The organism is Pseudomonas sp. S11P7 (assembly GCF_023195435.1).
In the GTDB taxonomy this organism is placed as follows: Bacteria; Pseudomonadota; Gammaproteobacteria; order Pseudomonadales; family Pseudomonadaceae; genus Aquipseudomonas; species Aquipseudomonas fluorescens_G.
The window spans coordinates 6,125,352-6,142,997 of sequence record NZ_JALPKS020000002.1 but is presented as its reverse complement, the minus strand read 5'-3'; the positions used below and the strand labels follow the sequence as shown (position 1 = coordinate 6,142,997).

Here is a 17,646-nt window from a genome sequence, read left to right as displayed (position 1 = left end):
AATTCGAAAAAGACTGCGGTAATGGTTATGAGTAAAGCGGACGCCTTCACCCAGGCAGGGAAAACCGCGGTTTTGCAGAACATTCAGGGCACCCTGCAATTCCTCCAGCGCTTCCCGCCCTTCAATCAGATGGAACACGCCCACCTCGCCTATCTGGTCGAGCAATGTCAGCTGCGGTTTTATGCCCAGGGCGAAAGCATCATCAAACCCGCCGACGGCCCGGTCGAACATTTCCATATCGTCAAACAGGGCCGAGTGGTCGGCGAGCGCCCGCACACCGCCAAGGGCGGTACCGAAACCACGTTCGAAATCACCACCGGCGAATGCTTTCCGCTGGCGGCGCTGTTGGGCGAGCGAGCCACGCGCACCGAGCACCTCGCCGGCGAAGACACCTTCTGCCTGCAATTGAACAAACTGGCGTTCATCAAACTGTTCGCCCTCTCCAACCCGTTTCGCGATTTCGCCTTGCGCGGGGTCAGCAGCCTGCTCGATCAGGTCAATCAGCAAGTCCAGCAAAAAGCCGTGGAAACCCTCGGCACCCAGTATTCGCTGAACACGCGTCTGGGCGAACTGGCGATGCGGCACCCGGTGACGTGCCCGCCCGACGCGCCACTGCGCGAAGCGGTGAAGCTGATGCACGAGCAGCAGGTCGGCAGCATCGTCGTGGTGGATGAGCACAAGGCGCCGCTGGGGATTTTCACCCTGCGCGATCTGCGCCATGTGGTGGCCGAAGGTGCTGCTGATTTCGGTGAGGCCATCGAGCGCCACATGACCCGCGCACCGTTTTATCTGTCGCCGGATCACAGTGCCTTCGATGCGGCGATTGCCATGACCGAACGGCACATCGCGCACGTCTGTCTGGTCAAGGATCAGCGGCTGTGCGGCGTGGTCTCCGAGCGCGATCTGTTCTCGCTGCAACGGGTCGATCTGGTGCATTTGGCGCGGACCATCCGCAGCGCCCAGCGGGTCGAACAACTGGTCAGCCTGCGCGGCGAGATCGGCCAGCTGGTCGAGCGCATGCTTGCTCACGGCGCCTCCTCGACGCAGATCACCCACATCATCACCCTGCTCAACGATCACACCGTGTGCCGGGTGATCGAACTGACGCTCGCCGAAAAAGGCGACCCCGGCGTGCCGTTCAGCTGGTTGTGTTTCGGCAGCGAAGGCCGCCGCGAACAGACCCTGCACACCGATCAGGACAACGGCATTCTGTTCGACGCCCCCGATGCTGCACATGCTGCGGAGATTCGCGGCAAGCTGTTGCCGATCGCCCAACAGATCAACCACAGCCTGGCGCAATGCGGTTTCACCCTGTGCAAAGGCAATGTCATGGCCGGCAATCCCGAGCTGTGTCTGTCGCGCGCGGAGTGGGCGCGGCGTTTCGCGGCGTTCATTCGTGAAGCAACGCCGGAGAACCTGCTCGGTTCGAGCATTTATTTCGATCTGCGCGTGGTCTGGGGCGATGAGAAAAGTTGCGAGCAATTGCGCCGCGGGATTCTCGAGCAGGTCGGCGACAACCGCTTGTTCCAGCGCATGCTGGCCGAGAACGCGTTGCGCAATCGGCCGCCGGTCGGGCGCTTCCGCGAGTTTGTGCTGGCGCGCAAGAACGGCGAAAAAGCCACGCTGGACCTGAAGATTCAGGGCCTGACGCCCTTCGTCGATGGCGCGCGCCTGCTGGCGCTGGCCAACGGCATCGACGCCAACAATACCCTCGAACGCTTCCGCCAACTGGTGGTGAAAGAAGTCATCGAACCCCTCGACGGCGCGGCGTATGAAGAGGCGTATCACTTCATTCAACAAACGCGCATGCAGCAACATCAACTGCAGACTCGGGAAAATCTGCCGTACTCCAACCGCGTCGACCCGGACAGTCTCAACCATCTCGACCGGCGCATCTTGCGTGAATCCCTGCGTCAGGCCCAGCGCCTGCAAAGCAGCCTGACCTTGCGGTATCAGCTATGAGCCTGTTCTCGTGGCTACGTCCGGCCGGCCCGCCAGTGTCGGCGCAGGTGCAACAACGCCTGACGCAATTACCGGTGGTCACCGAGCTGAGCGAATGCAGTCTGCGCGAACAGCGCTGGGTAGTGCTGGATCTGGAAACCACCGGGCTCAATCTGCACAAGGATCGGGTGTTGTCGATCGGTGCGGTAGTGATCGAGGACGGCGCGATCGATTTCGCCCAGCAGTTCGAACGCACACTACAATGTCGCGAACTGAAGATCAGCCCCAGCGTGTTGATCCACGGTCTGGCGCCGAGCGCGATTGCCGCCGGCAGCGATCCGGCCGAGGCGTTGCTGGAACTGATGGAATTTATCGGCGACAGCCCGGTGCTGGCGTTTCATGCGCCGTTCGATCAGCACATGCTCGGGCGTGCCTTGAAGGAGCATCTGGGGCACAAACTCCAGCATGTGTTTCTCGACGTGGCCGATATTGCCCCGCTGGTTTGCCCGCAGGCACAGATTCGTGAGGCCGGGCTGCATGACTGGATCGAGTTGTTCAAGCTTGAGGTGTTCGAACGCCATAACGCCAGTGCCGATGCGTTGGCGACGGCAGAACTGGCGCTGATCCTGTTCAGCCGCGCGCGGGCGCAGCAGATTCACAGTCCGCGAAATTTGCAGCAACGCTTGAGTCAGTGGAAGCGGCGGCAGCGGGTGCCCTCCTTTTAGAATCATTCAGATCAAAAGCCCCTCACCCCAGCCCTCTCCCGGAGGGAGAGGGAGCCGATCCTGGTGTCCGAAGCCTTATATCGACCTGAAAGACCGAGTCGATTATGGATTCAGCAGAAATCTTTCACGTCGGCGTATTGCGTCAATATCCCCCGATCAGTCCCCTCTCCCTCCGGGAGAGGGCTAGGGTGAGGGGCCGCCCTTGATTCATCACCTGACCAGTGGCCAATTGCTAACCATTCCCACCTCTGCCAGAATCGCGAACAATTCGCGTTAGTTAATCTTTCCCAATCGGTGATGTCCGGTGTCGTCAGTCCCAAGCCCTCACAGTCAGCTTGTCGGTGCGCTGTATCGCGATCATCGCGGTTGGCTGCTGGCGTGGCTGCGGCGCAATGTGGCTTGCCCGCAGCGTGCCGAAGACCTGAGCCAGGACACCTTCGTGCGCCTGCTCGGTCGCGATGAATTGCCGACACCGCGCGAGCCGCGCGCCTTTCTGGTGGCGATCGCCAAGGGCCTGCTGTTCGACTATTTCCGTCGCGCCGCGCTGGAACAGGCCTACCTCACCGAATTGATGCTGATTCCCGAAGCCGAACAACCGTCGGTGGAAGAACAGCAAATGATCCTCGACGACCTCAAGGCCATCGACCGCTTGCTCGGCAAGCTCTCGACCAAGGCCCGTGCGGCGTTTCTGTATAACCGCCTCGATGGCCTCAGCCATGCCGAGATCGCCACCCGCCTCGGCGTCTCGGTGCCGCGTGTGCGTCAGTATCTGGCGCAGGGTATTCGCCAGTGCTACATCGCCCTCTACGGTGAGCCGACATGAGCCCGGCCAGTTCCCGACCGGTGCCGGCGCATGTGCTGGATGCGGCGATTGCCTGGCAACTGACCCTCGATTCGAGCAGCCCGCTGGAACGCGAGGAGTTCGCCAAATGGCACGCTGCCAATGAAGAACACGCCCGTGCCTGGCGCCAGTTGGGCATGCTTGATCAGCGCTTCAGCGTGGCCAAAGGTCCGGCGCGCAGTGCCTTGCTGCAATCACGCGAGGGCATTCGTCGGCGCGTGCGCAAACTCGGCAGCGGCTTGGCCAGCGTGGTAGTGATCGTCGGTCTGGGGCTGTTCGCCAGTGAACGCTTTCTGCCGCTGGATTACTGGCTGGCCGACCAGCGCACTGCGACCGGCGAGCAGCGCACCGTGCGCCTGGCGGACGGCACCGTGCTCAATCTCAATACCCACAGCGCGGTGGATGTGCGATTCGATGACCAGCGCCGGTTGATCGTCTTGCAGGAAGGCGAAATTCTCGTCGAGACCGCTCATGGCGATGCGCGGCCATTTATCGTCGAAACCCGCGAAGGCAGCATGCGCGCTTTGGGCACGCGGTTTCTGGTCAAGCGTGAAGAAGACGGCACGCGGTTGAGCGTGTTGCAGTCGGCGGTGGCCGCCCATGGGCAAGCCAATCCGCAGGAACAGATTCTGCGCGAAGGCCAGCAAGTGCTGCTGCACCGCGATGGCCTTGGCCAGGTCGCCGCGCTCAATCCCGGCGCCGATGCCTGGACCCGCGGCATGCTGGTGGTCGATAACGCGCGCCTCGGCGATCTGGTGCATGAGCTGGGACGTTATCGTCGCGGGCATCTGGGCGTGGCACCGGATGTGGCGGACTTGCGCATTACCGGCAGCTTCCCGCTGCACGATACCGATAAGGCCCTGAGCGCGCTGCTGCCGACCCTGCCGGTGCAGATCGAGCGGCATACGCCGTATTGGGTCACCGTGGCGAAGGCTGAGCCCTCCTCCCCTTGACCTGATCGTTCCCACGCTCTGCGTGGGAATGCAGCCCCGGACGCTCTGCGTCCCTGCCGAAGCGGACGCAGAGCGTCCATTGAGGCATTCCCACGCGGAGCATGGGAACGATCAATCCCGCAGAAATGTGGCTGTTTTTCAGTTAATCGAAATTATTTTCATCCCGCCCTATCACTTTTTGATTCTCGTCCGGCACACAGGCAATTGAGAAATATTTCCATTCAGGAGCCGCCGTATGTCCCGTTCGCTAGACACCTTGTTGCGCCCCAGTCTGCTGGCCGTCGCCATTGCGCTCAGCGCCCCGCTGATCAGCAGCCCGTTGCTCGCCGCCGAGCAAGCGTCCAGCGTGCGCGCCTACAACTTGCCGGCGGCGCCGCTGTCGACCACCTTGAACCAGATCGCCAGTCAGGGCGGTCTGGCGTTGTCGCTGAATCCGGCACTGGCGGCAGGCAAGACGTCGGCGCCGGTCAGCGGCCAATACGATGCCGCCGGCGCCCTGCGCGCAGCCTTGCGTGGCACCGGCCTGCAACTGGAACAAAGCAGCGCCGGCACCTACACCCTGGTCGCGGTGCCTGAAGGCACGCTGGCCCTGCCGGAAACTTCGGTCATCGGCGTAGAGAATCTGGAAACCGCCTGGGGCCCGGTCGAGGGCTACACCGCCACGCGCACCGCGGCCGGCACCAAGACCGACACCGCCCTGGTCGAAGCGCCGCGCTCGATCTCGGTGGCGACCCGTCAGCAAATGGACGACCGCAGCGTGCACAGCCTCGACGATGCCGTGCGCTACATGCCGGGCATCACCGCCAGCAGCTACGGCAGCGACACCCGCGCCGACTGGCTGCGCGTGCGCGGTTTCGAACCGACCCAGTTCCTCGATGGCCTGCCGCTGCCCAAAGGCGTGTACGCCAACCCGAAACAGGAAACCTGGAACCTCGACCGCCTCGCCCTGCTGCGCGGCCCGGCCTCCTCGGTCTATGGCCAGACCCCGCCGGGCGGCCTGCTCGACATGGTCAGCCGCCGCCCGAGTGCTGAAGCGAGCAACGAAATCCAACTGCAATATGGCAGCGACAATCATCGCCAGATCAACTTCGCCAGCACCGGCAAGATCGATGACGCCGGGCAGTTTCTGTACGGCATCAGCGGCGTGGTGCGCGACAGCGGCACGCAGATCGACCACGTCGACAACAAGCGCTACAACATCGCGCCGAGCCTGACCTGGAACATCGACGACGACACCAAATTCACCCTGCTGAGCCAGTTCACCCGCGATGACACCGGCATCACCAGCCAGTTTCTGCCGATCCAGGGCACCAAAATCAACTCGCCGTTCGGTGATATTTCTCACCACAAGAACCTCGGCGATCCGGACTGGGAATATTACGACCGCACCTACTACGCGCTGGGCTACGCCTTTGAACATCGGCTGAACGATGTCTGGCAGTTCAAGCAGAACCTGCGCTACACCAAGTCGGATCTGTCGTTCCAGGTGCTGACGCCGGGCTCTTATCCATTCACCACGGTGGATGAGCAAGGCAACGTCGGTCGCACCAGCACCAGCGTTGAAGAAGACATCAGCCAGTTCGCCGTGGACAACAACTTTCAGGCCGATTTCGCCACCGGTGACATCCGCCACACCCTGCTGCTGGGTCTGGATCACCAGCGCAGCAATACCAACTACACCTCGATTTTCGGCGATGGCCTGACCACCAACGTGATCACCCCGATCTACGGCCAGCCGATCGTCCGTCCGGCGCGCTCCACGGCGTTTTACGACTACGACCAGAAGACCTACCAGACCGGCCTGTACGTGCAGGACCAGATGGCCCTCGACCAATGGCGCCTGACCCTCGGTGGTCGCGAAGACTGGGTGCACACCAGCACGCAATTCATCAACCAGGGCGACGCCACCAACACCCAGCGCGACAAGAAATTCAGCGGCAACGCAGCCCTCAGCTACGTGTTCGACAACGGTTTCGTGCCGTACCTGTCGTACGCCGAGTCGTTCCAGCCAACCACCGGTGCCGACGCCACGTCCACCGGATCGCTGAAACCCACCGAAGGCAAGCAATGGGAACTGGGCATCAAGTACCAGCCGCCGGGCAGCAAGACCCTGCTGACCGCTGCCGTGTATGACCTCACCCAGAAGAACGTCTCGGTCAACACCTTCGTCAACAACGTTTCGATCACCAGCCAGACCGGCGAAGTCAAAGTCAAAGGTCTGGAGCTGGAAGCGGTGTCCGACGTGACCGATAACCTGAAAGTCATCGCCGCCTACACCCTGGCCAAGTCGGAAGTGCAAAATGGCGTCGACAAGGGCAATCGCCTGCAACTGATGCCCAACCAGCAAGCCTCGCTGTGGACCGATTACACCTGGCACAGCGGCGTGCTCGACGGCTTCGGCATTGGCGGCGGCGTGCGTTACACCGGCAACACCTATGGCGACAAGGCCAACACCTGGCTAGGCAAGGCCGACGCCTACACGGTGTTCGACGCTTCGGTGCATTACGACCTCGGTCGCCTCGACAACAGCCTCAAAGGCGCATCGCTGGCGGTCAACGCGACCAACCTGTTCGACAAGGAATACATTTCCACCTGCGACAGCTTCTATTGCTACTACGGCGACCAGCGCAGCGTTGTCGCCAGTGCCACCTACAAGTGGTAAGCGCGTGAGCTGAAACGGGCCCCATTACCAGGCCGTCCGCCGTGGACGGCTTCGGTGTTTTTGAAGGTCATGCAATGAAAAGTAAAACCATCCGCCGCTGGTCGTTCATTCACACCTGGACCAGCCTGATCTGCACGGTGTTTCTGCTGATGCTGGCACTGACCGGTCTGCCGCTGATTTTCAGCCACGAGATCGATCATCTGCTCGGCAACGCCCCCGAGTTGCGCGAGATGCCGGCCGACACGCCACAGCTCAACCTGCAGCAACTGGTCGACGCCGCGCAGCAGCATCGCCCCGGCGAAGTCATGCAGTACTTCGGTTATGACGACGAAGAGCCGAATGCGGCGTTCGCGATCATGGCGAAAACCGCCGACACCGAACCGAACTCGTCGCACACCTTCATGCTCGATGCGCGCACCGGCGAGGCGCTGGAAACGCCCTCGGCCAACGGCGGCTTGATGCTGTTCATCCTGCGCCTGCACGTCGACATGTTTGCCGGGTTGCCGGGCAAACTGCTGCTGGCCTTCATGGGGTTGTTGTTTGTCGTGGCGATCGTGTCCGGGACGGTGCTGTACCTGCCGTTCATGCGTCGCTTGAAATTCGGCACCGTGCGTCAGGACAAATCCACGCGGCTGCGCTGGCTCGACCTGCATAACCTGATCGGCGTCGTGACCCTGACCTGGTGTCTGGTGGTGGGGGTGACCGGGGTGATCAGCGCCTGCGCCGACCTGCTGATCGCCGCGTGGCGCAACGACGCGCTGACCACGCTGATTGCACCGTACCGCGATGCGCCGCCGCTGACTCAACTGGCGCCGGCCACGCGCTTGCTCGACATCGCCGCTGAAGTCGCACCGGGCATGAAGCCGGATTTCATCGCCTTCCCCGGCACACGTTTTTCCAGCGAACACCATTACGCAGTGTTCATGAAGGGCGGCACGCACCTGACTTCGCATCTGCTGACGCCGGTACTGATCGATGCCACGACCTTGCAAGTCACCGCTGTGGCCGAGCGCCCGTGGTACATGGACGCCATGGGCATGTCGCAGCCTTTGCATTTCGGTGACTACGGCGGAATGCCAATGAAGATTTTGTGGGCCACGCTCGATGTGTTGACCATCATCGTGCTGGCCAGTGGCGTGTACCTGTGGGTGGTGCGGCGCAAAGCGGCGAACCGGGTGGCGGAAACCGCGGAGGCCTCGGCATGAAGCCGCGTCAGTCGAGTTTCTGGAAGGTCTTCAGCACACCGATCGTGATCGCCCTGCTCAGTGCGGCGGGGTTGTTTGCGGCGTTGCTGGGAGATGGCATCTGGGATGCGTTGAGCTGGGTCGGGCTGGGTGTGCCGGCATTTCTGGCGCTCAAGGGATTGCTGCAGCGCAGGTGATATTTGTGTTGTCGATGATGGCCTCATCGCTGGCAAGCCAGCTCCCACAGGGGTTTACGCTGAATCTGAAATTTGTGTTCACTGCAAAACACTGTGGGAGCTGGCTTGCCAGCGATGGCGATCGCCAAGGCACCATCATTTCCCTCGCCAGCCACAGAGGTTGTGGCTAGGCTAACCTCCTGCTCTTCGACGATCACCGAGGTTTGCCCATGTCCGCCCCCAGCATGACCCTGTACCACAACACGCTCTCCCCGTTCGTGCGCAAAGTGATGGTGTTGCTCCACGAAACCGGGCAGCAGGATCGCGTGGCGCTGCAAGACTGTGTGCTCAGCCCGGTCAGCCCGGACCCGGCGCTGATCGCCGACAACCCGTTGAGCAAGATCCCTGCCCTGCGTCTGGCCGATGGCAATGTCATCCATGACAGCCGCGTGATCCTTGAATACCTCGACCAGCAGCACGTCGGCAATCCGCTGATCCCGCGTGAAGGCGCGGCGCGCTGGCGGCGTCTGACCCTGGCGTCGATGGCCGACGGGATCATGGATGCCTCGGTGATGGTGCGTTACGAAACCGTCCTGCGCCCGGTGGAAAAACACTGGGAGCAGTGGCTCGACGCTCAGCGCGACAAGATCCGCCGCGCCCTCGCCGTGCTGGAAAACGAGGCGATTGCCGAGCTGACCAGCCACTTCGACGTGGCCGCGATCAGCGTCGCCTGTGCCCTGGGTTATCTGGATCTGCGTTTCCCGGACATGGACTGGCGCGCGGCCAATCCACAACTGGGCAACTGGTATTTTGAAGTGAGTCAGCGACCGTCCATGGTCGCGACAATGCCCAAGCCCTGATTCTGCGGCGCCTGTTCGGCCCCCATCGCGAGCAGGCTCACTCCTACAATTGACCGCATTCCCCTGTGGGAGCGAGCCTGCTCGCGATGGCACCACCTCGGTTGCAGTGGCAGAGCTGCAAGAATCAGGGTCAGCAAAACCGCTGCTTCCCTGCGCTCCTCGCGCAAGCCCACCCCGCTCATTGCACCACCCCCAGATCAAACTCCAGCGGCTTCGCCGGTTTCTGCGCAAGCGCATACCAGTCCAGCCGGCGCGTCAGCACCATGAACACCCCAAGCAGTCCGAACAGCAGCAGCGAGCCCATCAGCAGCGCGTAATCCTCGGCGCTCAGCAATCCGTAAAGCAGGCCATACAACGCCGCCAGCCCGGCGGAGAAGCTCAAGCCGTGACGCACGCTGCGCAGCACATGGCAGACGTAAAAGCCGATCAGCAACACGCAACCACTGGCCGACAGCAGATAGGCCAAGGCAAAGCCGATGTGTTCCGACAGCGACAGCAGCAACAGGTAAAAGAACGCCAGCGCCACACCGACCAACGCGTACTGCACCGGGTGCACCGCCAGGCTCTTGAGCACTTCGAAGAGGAAGAAACCAGCGAAGGTCAGGACGATGAACAGCAAGGCGTATTTGATCGCCCGGTCGCTTTTCAGGTATTGGTCGACCGGGTCAATGAAGCTCACGCCGAAGCTGCGGCCGTTCAGCCCATCGCAATCGCCGACGATGCAGCGGTCCATCGCCTCTTGCAGGTTGGTGGAGAAAAACGAAGTCTGCCAGTCGGCGCTGAAACCCTGATCGTTGATTTCACGCTTGGCCGGCAGGAAGTTGCCGACAAAGCTTGGGTGCGGCCAGTTGGCCTTGAGGCTGACGCTGCTGGTCTTGCCCACCGGCAACACTTTTAGCGAGCCGGTGCCTTGCAGGCGCAGGTCGAAGGCAAAGCTCAGTTGGGTGGCTTTGCCGGTGTCCAGCGCTGGCAGCGTTACGTGCACGCCTTCACCGATCCAGCCCACTTCCGACCCTGGGACAAAGTCCAGGCGCTGGCCGTCGATTTCCAGTTTCAGCGCGTTTTCGATGCCGCGAATGTCGCTGATGCCCACCGCCAGGAACGGCGCGTCAAACTGGTAATCGGTGAAGTTCTCTTTGATCCCCAATTGCGCCGGCAAGGCGAAATGACCGTTGATGCGATTGTCGGCATGGAACAGCCGCGCCTCATAGATACCGCGCTTGCGCAGCTCGGTTTCCACTTGCCCGTCGAGTTCGAAACGCTCCGGCAGGAAGTACAGACGCCCGCGTTCCTCACTGACTTCTTCGTAGCGCTGATTGGTTTTGTCGTTGGTTTTCCAGGTGCGCACCACCTTGCGATACGGCACCACCATCACCGGCCCGCTCAGCTGCTGGCTGTAGCTGGAGCTGCGGGCGATGTCATCGAGCACACCGTCGCGTAATTGTTGGCGCTCGTCAATGACGCCGTCGATCATCAGCAGCGGTATCAGCAACAGCAGGATCAGCAAGGCGATGGCGCCGAGCTTGATGGTCAGATTTCGGTTCATGGGACTCTCCCTGTTTGGATGGGCAGAGTCTGGTGAGGGCGTGTGAGGGTTTTGTGGTGAGAGTATGGAGATTATGTGGAGAATGCGCCGGTCCCTTCGCGAGCAGGCTCGCTCCCACTTTGGAATGTGCTTCTCTGTGGGAGCGAGCCTGCTCGCGATGGCCGCGACTCAGTCTCAAGGCAAGCGCAAAGTCACCTCAACGCCGTTTTCGACATTGCCAATGCGCAGCGCCCCACCATGCAACTTGACCACTTCTTCAACGAAGTTAAGCCCCAACCCGGTGCTCTTGCGCCCACTGTCCGGGCGCGGCAATGAGTAGAAGCGCTCGGTCAGACGCGGCAAGGCGTAATCGGGAATCGGCGCCGTTTCGTTGAACAAACGCACCTCGATCTGCTCGCCAACCCGCTCGGCACTCAAGCGCAACAGCCCCTGCGCCGGAGTGAAATCCAACGCGTTCTCCAGCAGATTGCCCAACGCCTGACGCAGCAGAAACGGCTCGCCAATCAGCAACAGATCCGCGCCAATCGCTTGCTCGACACGCAACTGCTTGCCTTCGATCCGCGCAGCCTGCGCCTGCAGCAACTCCGCGACCAACAGCGCCAGCGGCACTGCCACACGCTCTTCCAGGCCTTGACGTTGTTCGACCTGCGCCAGATTGAGCAAGCGTTCGATCAACTGCTGCATCCGCGCGCTTTCGCTGTCGATGTTGCTGACAAAGCGCAGACGCTGGGCGGGCGGCATCTCGCTTTGCAGCAATTCCGCCGCGCCACGAATCGCCGCCAACGGACTTTTCAGTTCGTGGGTCAGCGTGTGCACATAGCGCTCGACATAGGCTTTGCCCTCAAGCTGAGTGCGCATCTGCTCCACTGCAGTGGCGAGCTGTTGCAGTTCGCCGCCGCGGTAATGCGGCACTTCCACGCGCCGGCCCTCGCTCACCGCCTGGGCATAACCGGTCAGCCTGTGCAGCGCGCGGCTCAGCCACCACGACAGCAACGCGCCAAACAACAGGCCGAGGCCGATCAGCGCGGCGCCGTAGATCAGCAAGCGCCGCTCGGTGCGATCGACGTAAGGCTGCAACGAGCTGTTCGGTTTGGCCACGGTGACCACGCCGATGATCTTGCCGTTGTCGCGGATCGGCGCGCCGACGTGCATCACCGAGGAGTTCGGGTCGTTAGGATCGCTGCGGCTCGATCGCGCGCCGTATTCGCCGCGCAAGGTCAGGTAGACGTCATTCCAGCGCGAGTAATCCTGGCCGACCGCGACGCCGCTGGAATCAAGCACGACGATGCCGTGGGCGTCGGTCACGTAGATCCGGTGGTTGACCTGATTCTTCGGCAAACCCCAGATCGTCGCCTGCGGCTGGCGCTCGCCATAAGCGCGCAGCAGTTGCGGCCAGCGGTTTTCACTGAGGGTGCCGGCCTTGAAGTCGTCGCGCAGGATTTCCGCCATCAGGTTGGCGGTGTCGACCAGGGTTTCCTCGGTGGACTGGCGCACGCCGGGGCGGATTTCCTCCATCACCGTGTTGAGCACGAAATACCCGGTCAGGCCGACGAACAGCACATACACCAGAAAAATCCGCAGCCCCAGCGACATCAGCTGTGCCCCGGACTGTAGCTGTAGCCGAGGCCGCGATGGGTCTGGATCGGCTCGGCGTCGGCGCGCACCAGACGCAGTTTGGCGCGCACGCTTTTGATGTGGCTGTCGATGCTGCGCTCGTAACCGGCGTCGGCGGCTACGCCCAAGGCGTCGAGCAGTTGCTCACGACTGAACACCCGTTCGGGTTGTTCGAGCAGGCATTGCAACAGGCGGAATTCGTGACGGGTCAGGCTCAGGGTCTGGCCGCGATAGATGATCTGCACCCGATCGGCATCGATGCGAAACAGCGCCGAAGCACCTTCGATCGCCGGGCGCGGCGCCATGCGTTTGAGGATGGCCTTCACCCGAGCGGCAACTTCACGCGGGCTGAACGGCTTGACCACGTAATCGTCAGCGCCGATTTCCAGGCCGACCACGCGATCGATCTCGGCATCCCGCGCGCTGAGGAACAGCACCGGCACCTCGCTGAAGCGCCGCAGTTGCTTGCAGGTCTCGAAGCCACTGATGTCCGGCAGGCCGATGTCGAGAATGATCAGATCGGCCGGCGTCTGCCGCTGATGTTCCAGCGCTGCCGCGCCGAGGCTCAGCCATGTGGTGCTGAAGCCTTCGCCCTGCAGGGCGAAAATCAGCGTATCGGCAATCGCCGCTTCGTCTTCGACAATCAGGATATGGGGCATGGCGTCCGAGCCTGTGGGTTAGGTGCGCGAACGGTGCCCCAAGCCTGAGGTTACGTCAATGAGACCACTTAGCAGTCCGGCTTGTCAGCGGTGAAGCGCCGCGCCGGATTCACTGCGGCGCCAAACTCGCGCAACGCCTTGGCACCGATCAGCAACGGATAATTGAAGTGGCTGCGGTCGGTCAGGTTGACTTCGACGGTGCGCTTGACGTTGCCCAGACACAGTTCCAGATCGACCACCGGGCGCTTGGCGACGTCGGTGCTTTCACCCTCGTCCTCTTCGTCCGAGCGGCTCTTGATCTTGCTGATCCGCGCGACCTTGTGCTCATAGACCTTATTGCTGGCGTCCTTGGTGGCGAGGCGGAAACGCACCCATTCATCGCCATCGCGGGTGAAGGTTTCGATGTCCTTGGCCGACAGCGAGGCGGTCAGCGCACCCGTGTCCATCTTGGCCTTGAGCACTTCACCGCCGATTTCCGGCAGCGCGATGTATTCGTAGCGCCCGTACAGGGTCGGCTCGGCGGCCATGACCGGCAGGGCGGCGAGGGCAAACAGTGCAAGGAGGGATTTCACGTAGGGGGCTTCCTTGGAAGAGGTTGGGCAACGGGATTTTAGACCGTTGCGCGCTTGATCGTTCCCGCGCTCTGCGTGGGAACGATCAGGTTAACGCGACTAAAGTGAAACATTCGTCACCACCGATTTGGCCTGTCGCGCGAAGCTGCTTATCATGGCCCGCCTCCTGACACTTCCAAGAGTTGCCTATGCGCCGCCTGCTCACCGGCTGTTTCGTCACCCTGCTGCTGTTGCTCAATACCCTGATCCTGATCGGCCCGTTGATGGTGTTTGCCTTGCTCAAACTGATCGCACCGGGGCGCTGGCGCGATCATGCGTCCGCGGCGGTGATGTGGATTGCCGAAACCTGGGCGGAGATCGACAAGCTGATCTTTCAGCTATGCATTCCGACAAAATGGGACATTCGCGGCGGCGACGATTTGCGTCGCGACACTTCCTATCTGGTGGTCAGCAACCATCAATCGTGGGTCGACATTCCCGCGCTGATCCAGACCCTCAACCGGCGTACGCCGTTCTTCAAGTTTTTCCTCAAGAAAGAGCTGATCTGGGTGCCGTTCCTTGGGCTGGCGTGGTGGGCGCTGGATTACCCGTTCATGAAGCGCTACACCAAGGCCTTTCTGGCGAAGAACCCGGAACTGGCAGGCAAGGATCTGGAGATCACCAAAGCGGCGTGCGAGCTGTTCAAGCGGCAGCCGGTGACCGTGGTGAATTATCTGGAAGGCACGCGCTACACCTTGGCGAAAAGCACACAGCAGACATCACCGTTCAATCACCTGCTCAAACCCAAGGCCGGTGGCGTGGCGTTTGTATTGGCGGCGATGGGCGAACAGCTCGATGCGATGCTGGATGTGACGGTGGTCTACCCGCAAGAGAAGATTCCGGGTTTCTGGGATTTGATCAGCGGCAACGTGCCGCGGGTCATCATCGACATCAAGACCCGCGAACTCGACCCGGCGCTGTGGCAGGGCGATTACGAAAAGGACCCGGTGTTTCGCGAGCGTGTCCAGAACTGGGTCAACCAGCTCTGGACCGAGAAAGATCAGCGCATCGCCGAACTGCGCAACGAGCGCCGCTGACTCAGCTACCGCTGCCGGTGCCCCAGATATTGCCCAGGCTGCTCAGCAACGAACCGCCGACACCCTGCTGACCGAGGTATTGCAGGAGCACCGGGGCAAACTGGCCAATCATGCCGCTGTCCATACCCAGCGCGCTGAAGGCGTTGTTCAGGTCGTTAGTGTCTTTGACATTGCCCAACGCATTCTCAAGGCCAGCGGACTTGCCGGACGAACCGAGCAGCGCACCCAACGCCGCCAGATTGCCGCTGCCACCGGACAGCTTGTCGATCCCCGGCACTTCCTTGGCCAGTTGCGAATAGTCGGTGCTGCTCAACTGGTTCTTCGCCAGCCCGAGCATCGCACTGGTGCCGCCCACCGCTTGCTCCGGCGTCACGTCCAGCGCACTCAGGGCGCTGAGCAAACCAGCGGTTTCCGAGGTCGGCGCCGCCGCAGCCGCCTTGTCGCCACCCTGCATACCCGAGACCGCACCGGCCACATCATTCAGGCTGAAACCGGCAAACACCGGCCCGGCAGCCAGGGTCAGGAGCGATGCCAGGGCAAAACCGCGTGAAATCTTCATTCAGACATCCTCTCGAGCTGTGAAAACCACCCGGTCGACGGGCAGTAAAACTGCCGGTTTGACCGGGTATCCAGGCGCATGTTCCGGCGCGGCGCATCCATTTTCATTTGGCCCGCGTATATAAAATGTGAAATCCGGACGCCGACATGATGAATGGCACAAGCGCTGTCGCTGAACTAGCCTATGAACAGTTCGAGCCTCGCCGTCGTGCGCTCACGCTTGTCTGGAGAATGGTCATTTCCATCGCCGACACCGATCAGTTGCGCCAGCTCCTCGCCCAGTGCTCACAAGGGGATCGGCGCGCCTTCGAAACGTTGTACCGCAGCGTCGGCCCGCGCTTGCACGGCGTGGCGCTGCGCTTCATGGGCCGCGCCGATCTGGCCGAAGAGGTGCTGCAGGAAAGCTTCGTGCGCATCTGGCACAACGCCTCGCGCTACGAGGCGCACTTGTCGGCGCCGCTGACCTGGATGATCAACATCACCCGCAATCAAGCCATTGATCAATTGCGCAAGCAGCGCGAGCGGCCGCTGAGCGAGGTTGAGCAAGACGCGCTGTCGGATGAAAGCCCCTCGGCGCACGAGCAATTGAACAGCGCCCGTGAAGCCCACGCCTTAAACCGCTGCCTGGAAACCCTCGACGGCATGCAGCGCCAATCGATCAGTGTGGCGTACTTTCAGGGGTTGTCCTGTAGCGAACTTGCCGTACATCTGGCCACGCCCCTGGGAACCGTCAAATCGTGGATTCGCCGAGGCCTGGAACGCCTGCGCCGGTGCCTTGAAGCATGAACTACCAGACCCCTGCCCTGCGCCGCGCCCTCGCTGCCGATTATGCTATCGGCCTGATGCCTGCGTCGGCGCGGCGGCGCTTTGAACAGTTGCTTGTGGATGACGCGGCACTGCGCCGCGAGCTGGCGCACTGGCAGGAAACCCTCGCCGCTCTCACCGAAGCACTGCCGGAACGCCCCGTGCCCGACCGCGTCTGGCACAGCATCACCGCGCGCATCGAACCGCAAGTGCTGCACGTACCCGAGAAACGGCCGTTCTGGAATTGGCTGCGGCTTACGGTGGCGGCGTGCTCCATCGTCGCGCTGGTGTTCATTGGCGCGCTGTACAACCGTGACGACGCCCGCTACAGCGCCACCCTGTTAAGCGTCGATGCAAAACCGGCGCTTAAGGTCGAAGCGCATGCGGATTATCTGCAGGTCGAACCGCTGACACTTGCAGCGGTGGAGGCGGATCGCAGCCTCGAATTGTGGGCGATTCCCGACGGTGGCACGCCGATCTCGCTGGGTGTGGTTCCGGTCGGGGGCAAGGGCAAGGTCGAGTTGAGCGAGGCGCAGAAAGGGTTGATCGGCAAGCCGATTACGTTGGCGGTAACGCTTGAGCCCAAGGGTGGGTCGCCGACTGGCAAACCAACCGGACCTGTTCTTTATCAAGGGGTATTGGTTACTCTTTAATTACGGAGACTGTGTCTTTCTAAGTTCTTTTGTTTCTTGAAATTCGAGTTGATATTTCAAATCGAGCTATAAAACTGTCAGATCTAACAGTAGGCGATTGAAATCTTCCACGCGAATATTGACGCTCCCCAGTTATCTAACGGAGCACAAGCAATGAAGCTTAAAGTTGTCACCGGCCTGGTGATCAGTCTGACCATGATGAGTGCCACCTACGCAGCTACCTGCCCAACAATTTCGGTGTCCCGCTCGCAAGACGGTGAAGACCTTACCTTCATCTCTGCACGCGTCAAAGATAAAAACACTTCCAAATCGGTTGTCATCTGCAGATATGAGGGCAAGGACGACCTGGGCGTATCGGCCGGTTACAGAAACGGTACTCCGGTTAGTACCACTGGAAGCGGCTGGACGGGTGATGAATGCACAGCGGCTGGCGGTGACGCCAATAAATGTGCATTCAAGGCCAAGAAAAAGTAGCAATACAAAGACAACCATATGGGCTGTCTTTTCATTCGCGTACGTCTTAGGTCGCACCGTGTGATACCAATTTTACAATGCAGGAAGCGCGGATATGCCAAACAGACAAACCGGTACGGTTAAGTGGTTTAGCGACGAAAAAGGCTTCGGGTTTATTACCCCTGAGGGCGGTGGCGAAGATCTTTACGTTCATTTTAAGGCCATCATGACGTGGGGAGCCAAGAGTCTAAAAGAAGGGCAGAAGGTGTCATTTGTTGCCACGAGAGGACAGAAAGGTATGCTAGCTGAAGATGTTCAGATCAATGTTTGAAACGGAACACTGTTCCATAAAAACGGCGCCTGAATGGC

At 61.2% G+C, this 17,646-nt stretch carries 18 protein-coding genes; 13 read left to right on the top strand and 5 right to left on the bottom strand.

The features are described from left to right. Positions 1-21: 21 nt before the first annotated feature. The 8 genes from M0746_RS28095 (at position 22) to M0746_RS28060 (ending at position 9,342) form a co-directional block, all read left to right on the top strand. Positions 22-1,962: a DUF294 nucleotidyltransferase-like domain-containing protein gene (locus M0746_RS28095; protein ID WP_258451347.1), complete on the top strand. Its 1,941-nt coding sequence runs from the start codon at positions 22-24 to the stop codon at positions 1,960-1,962. Further along, positions 1,959-2,666, top strand: coding sequence for a 3'-5' exonuclease (locus M0746_RS28090; RefSeq protein ID WP_258451346.1), 708 nt, complete (start codon positions 1,959-1,961; stop codon positions 2,664-2,666). Before M0746_RS28095 ends, M0746_RS28090 begins: the two co-directional genes overlap by 4 nt. 304 nt (positions 2,667-2,970) lie before the next feature. Next, the gene (locus tag M0746_RS28085) at positions 2,971-3,489 is read left to right on the top strand and encodes an RNA polymerase sigma factor (RefSeq protein ID WP_208939493.1); all 519 of its coding nucleotides are present in this window, start codon (positions 2,971-2,973) and stop codon (positions 3,487-3,489) included. Then, positions 3,486-4,460, top strand: a complete 975-nt coding sequence (locus tag M0746_RS28080) for a FecR domain-containing protein (protein ID WP_208939492.1) — start codon at positions 3,486-3,488, stop codon at positions 4,458-4,460. Before M0746_RS28085 ends, M0746_RS28080 begins: the two co-directional genes overlap by 4 nt. 235 nt (positions 4,461-4,695) lie before the next feature. Then, on the top strand, positions 4,696-7,122 hold the full coding sequence (locus M0746_RS28075; RefSeq protein ID WP_258451345.1) for a TonB-dependent siderophore receptor: 2,427 nt from the start codon (positions 4,696-4,698) through the stop codon (positions 7,120-7,122). A gap of 74 nt (positions 7,123-7,196) precedes the next feature. Beyond that, the gene (locus tag M0746_RS28070; protein WP_258451344.1) at positions 7,197-8,327 is read left to right on the top strand and encodes a PepSY-associated TM helix domain-containing protein; all 1,131 of its coding nucleotides are present in this window, start codon (positions 7,197-7,199) and stop codon (positions 8,325-8,327) included. Continuing rightward, positions 8,324-8,503 carry a DUF4175 domain-containing protein gene (locus tag M0746_RS28065; RefSeq protein WP_258451343.1) on the top strand — a complete coding sequence of 60 codons (180 nt, stop codon included), beginning with the start codon at positions 8,324-8,326 and terminating at the stop codon, positions 8,501-8,503. Before M0746_RS28070 ends, M0746_RS28065 begins: the two co-directional genes overlap by 4 nt. 209 nt (positions 8,504-8,712) lie before the next feature. Continuing rightward, positions 8,713-9,342 carry a glutathione S-transferase gene (locus tag M0746_RS28060; protein ID WP_258451342.1) on the top strand — a complete coding sequence of 210 codons (630 nt, stop codon included), beginning with the start codon at positions 8,713-8,715 and terminating at the stop codon, positions 9,340-9,342. Positions 9,343-9,520: 178 nt separating this feature from the next. On the opposite strand, the gene creD is transcribed toward M0746_RS28060, so the two are convergent. The 4 genes from creD to rloA2 all read right to left on the bottom strand — a co-directional run bounded on the left by creD (position 9,521) and on the right by rloA2 (position 13,733). Beyond that, positions 9,521-10,888 (bottom strand): cell envelope integrity protein CreD, encoded by a 1,368-nt coding sequence (gene creD / locus M0746_RS28055; RefSeq protein WP_258451341.1) that lies wholly within the window; start codon positions 10,886-10,888, stop codon positions 9,521-9,523. 174 nt (positions 10,889-11,062) lie between these two features. Continuing rightward, entirely contained in the window at positions 11,063-12,481 is a 1,419-nt protein-coding gene (gene creC, locus M0746_RS28050; RefSeq protein ID WP_258451340.1) for a two-component system sensor histidine kinase CreC, read from the bottom strand. After that, positions 12,481-13,161: a two-component system response regulator CreB gene (gene creB / locus M0746_RS28045; RefSeq protein ID WP_258451339.1), complete on the bottom strand. Its 681-nt coding sequence runs from the start codon at positions 13,159-13,161 to the stop codon at positions 12,481-12,483. The genes creC and creB overlap by 1 nt, the downstream gene beginning before the upstream one ends. Positions 13,162-13,229: 68 nt before the next feature. Then, a complete protein-coding gene (gene rloA2, locus M0746_RS28040; RefSeq protein WP_258451338.1) occupies positions 13,230-13,733 on the bottom strand; it encodes a retropepsin-like aspartic peptidase RloA2 in 504 nt (167 codons plus the stop codon). Between the two features lie 188 nt (positions 13,734-13,921). Between rloA2 and M0746_RS28035 the strand changes: the two genes are divergently transcribed. Next, positions 13,922-14,809: an acyltransferase gene (locus M0746_RS28035; protein WP_258451337.1), complete on the top strand. Its 888-nt coding sequence runs from the start codon at positions 13,922-13,924 to the stop codon at positions 14,807-14,809. Between the two features lies 1 nt (position 14,810). On the opposite strand, the gene M0746_RS28030 is transcribed toward M0746_RS28035, so the two are convergent. Further along, positions 14,811-15,368 (bottom strand): DUF2780 domain-containing protein, encoded by a 558-nt coding sequence (locus tag M0746_RS28030; RefSeq protein ID WP_208939483.1) that lies wholly within the window; start codon positions 15,366-15,368, stop codon positions 14,811-14,813. Between the two features lie 149 nt (positions 15,369-15,517). Between M0746_RS28030 and M0746_RS28025 the strand changes: the two genes are divergently transcribed. The 4 genes from M0746_RS28025 (at position 15,518) to M0746_RS28010 (ending at position 17,608) form a co-directional block, all read left to right on the top strand. After that, a complete protein-coding gene (locus tag M0746_RS28025; RefSeq protein WP_258451535.1) occupies positions 15,518-16,153 on the top strand; it encodes a sigma-70 family RNA polymerase sigma factor in 636 nt (211 codons plus the stop codon). Continuing rightward, complete coding sequence (locus M0746_RS28020) at positions 16,150-16,824, top strand: anti-sigma factor (RefSeq protein ID WP_258451336.1); 675 nt, start codon at positions 16,150-16,152, stop codon at positions 16,822-16,824. Before M0746_RS28025 ends, M0746_RS28020 begins: the two co-directional genes overlap by 4 nt. A 153-nt stretch (positions 16,825-16,977) precedes the next feature. Further along, a complete protein-coding gene (locus M0746_RS28015) occupies positions 16,978-17,298 on the top strand; it encodes a hypothetical protein (protein ID WP_208939481.1) in 321 nt (106 codons plus the stop codon). A gap of 94 nt (positions 17,299-17,392) precedes the next feature. Then, positions 17,393-17,608 carry a cold-shock protein gene (locus tag M0746_RS28010; protein ID WP_208939480.1) on the top strand — a complete coding sequence of 72 codons (216 nt, stop codon included), beginning with the start codon at positions 17,393-17,395 and terminating at the stop codon, positions 17,606-17,608. Positions 17,609-17,646 lie beyond the last annotated feature (38 nt).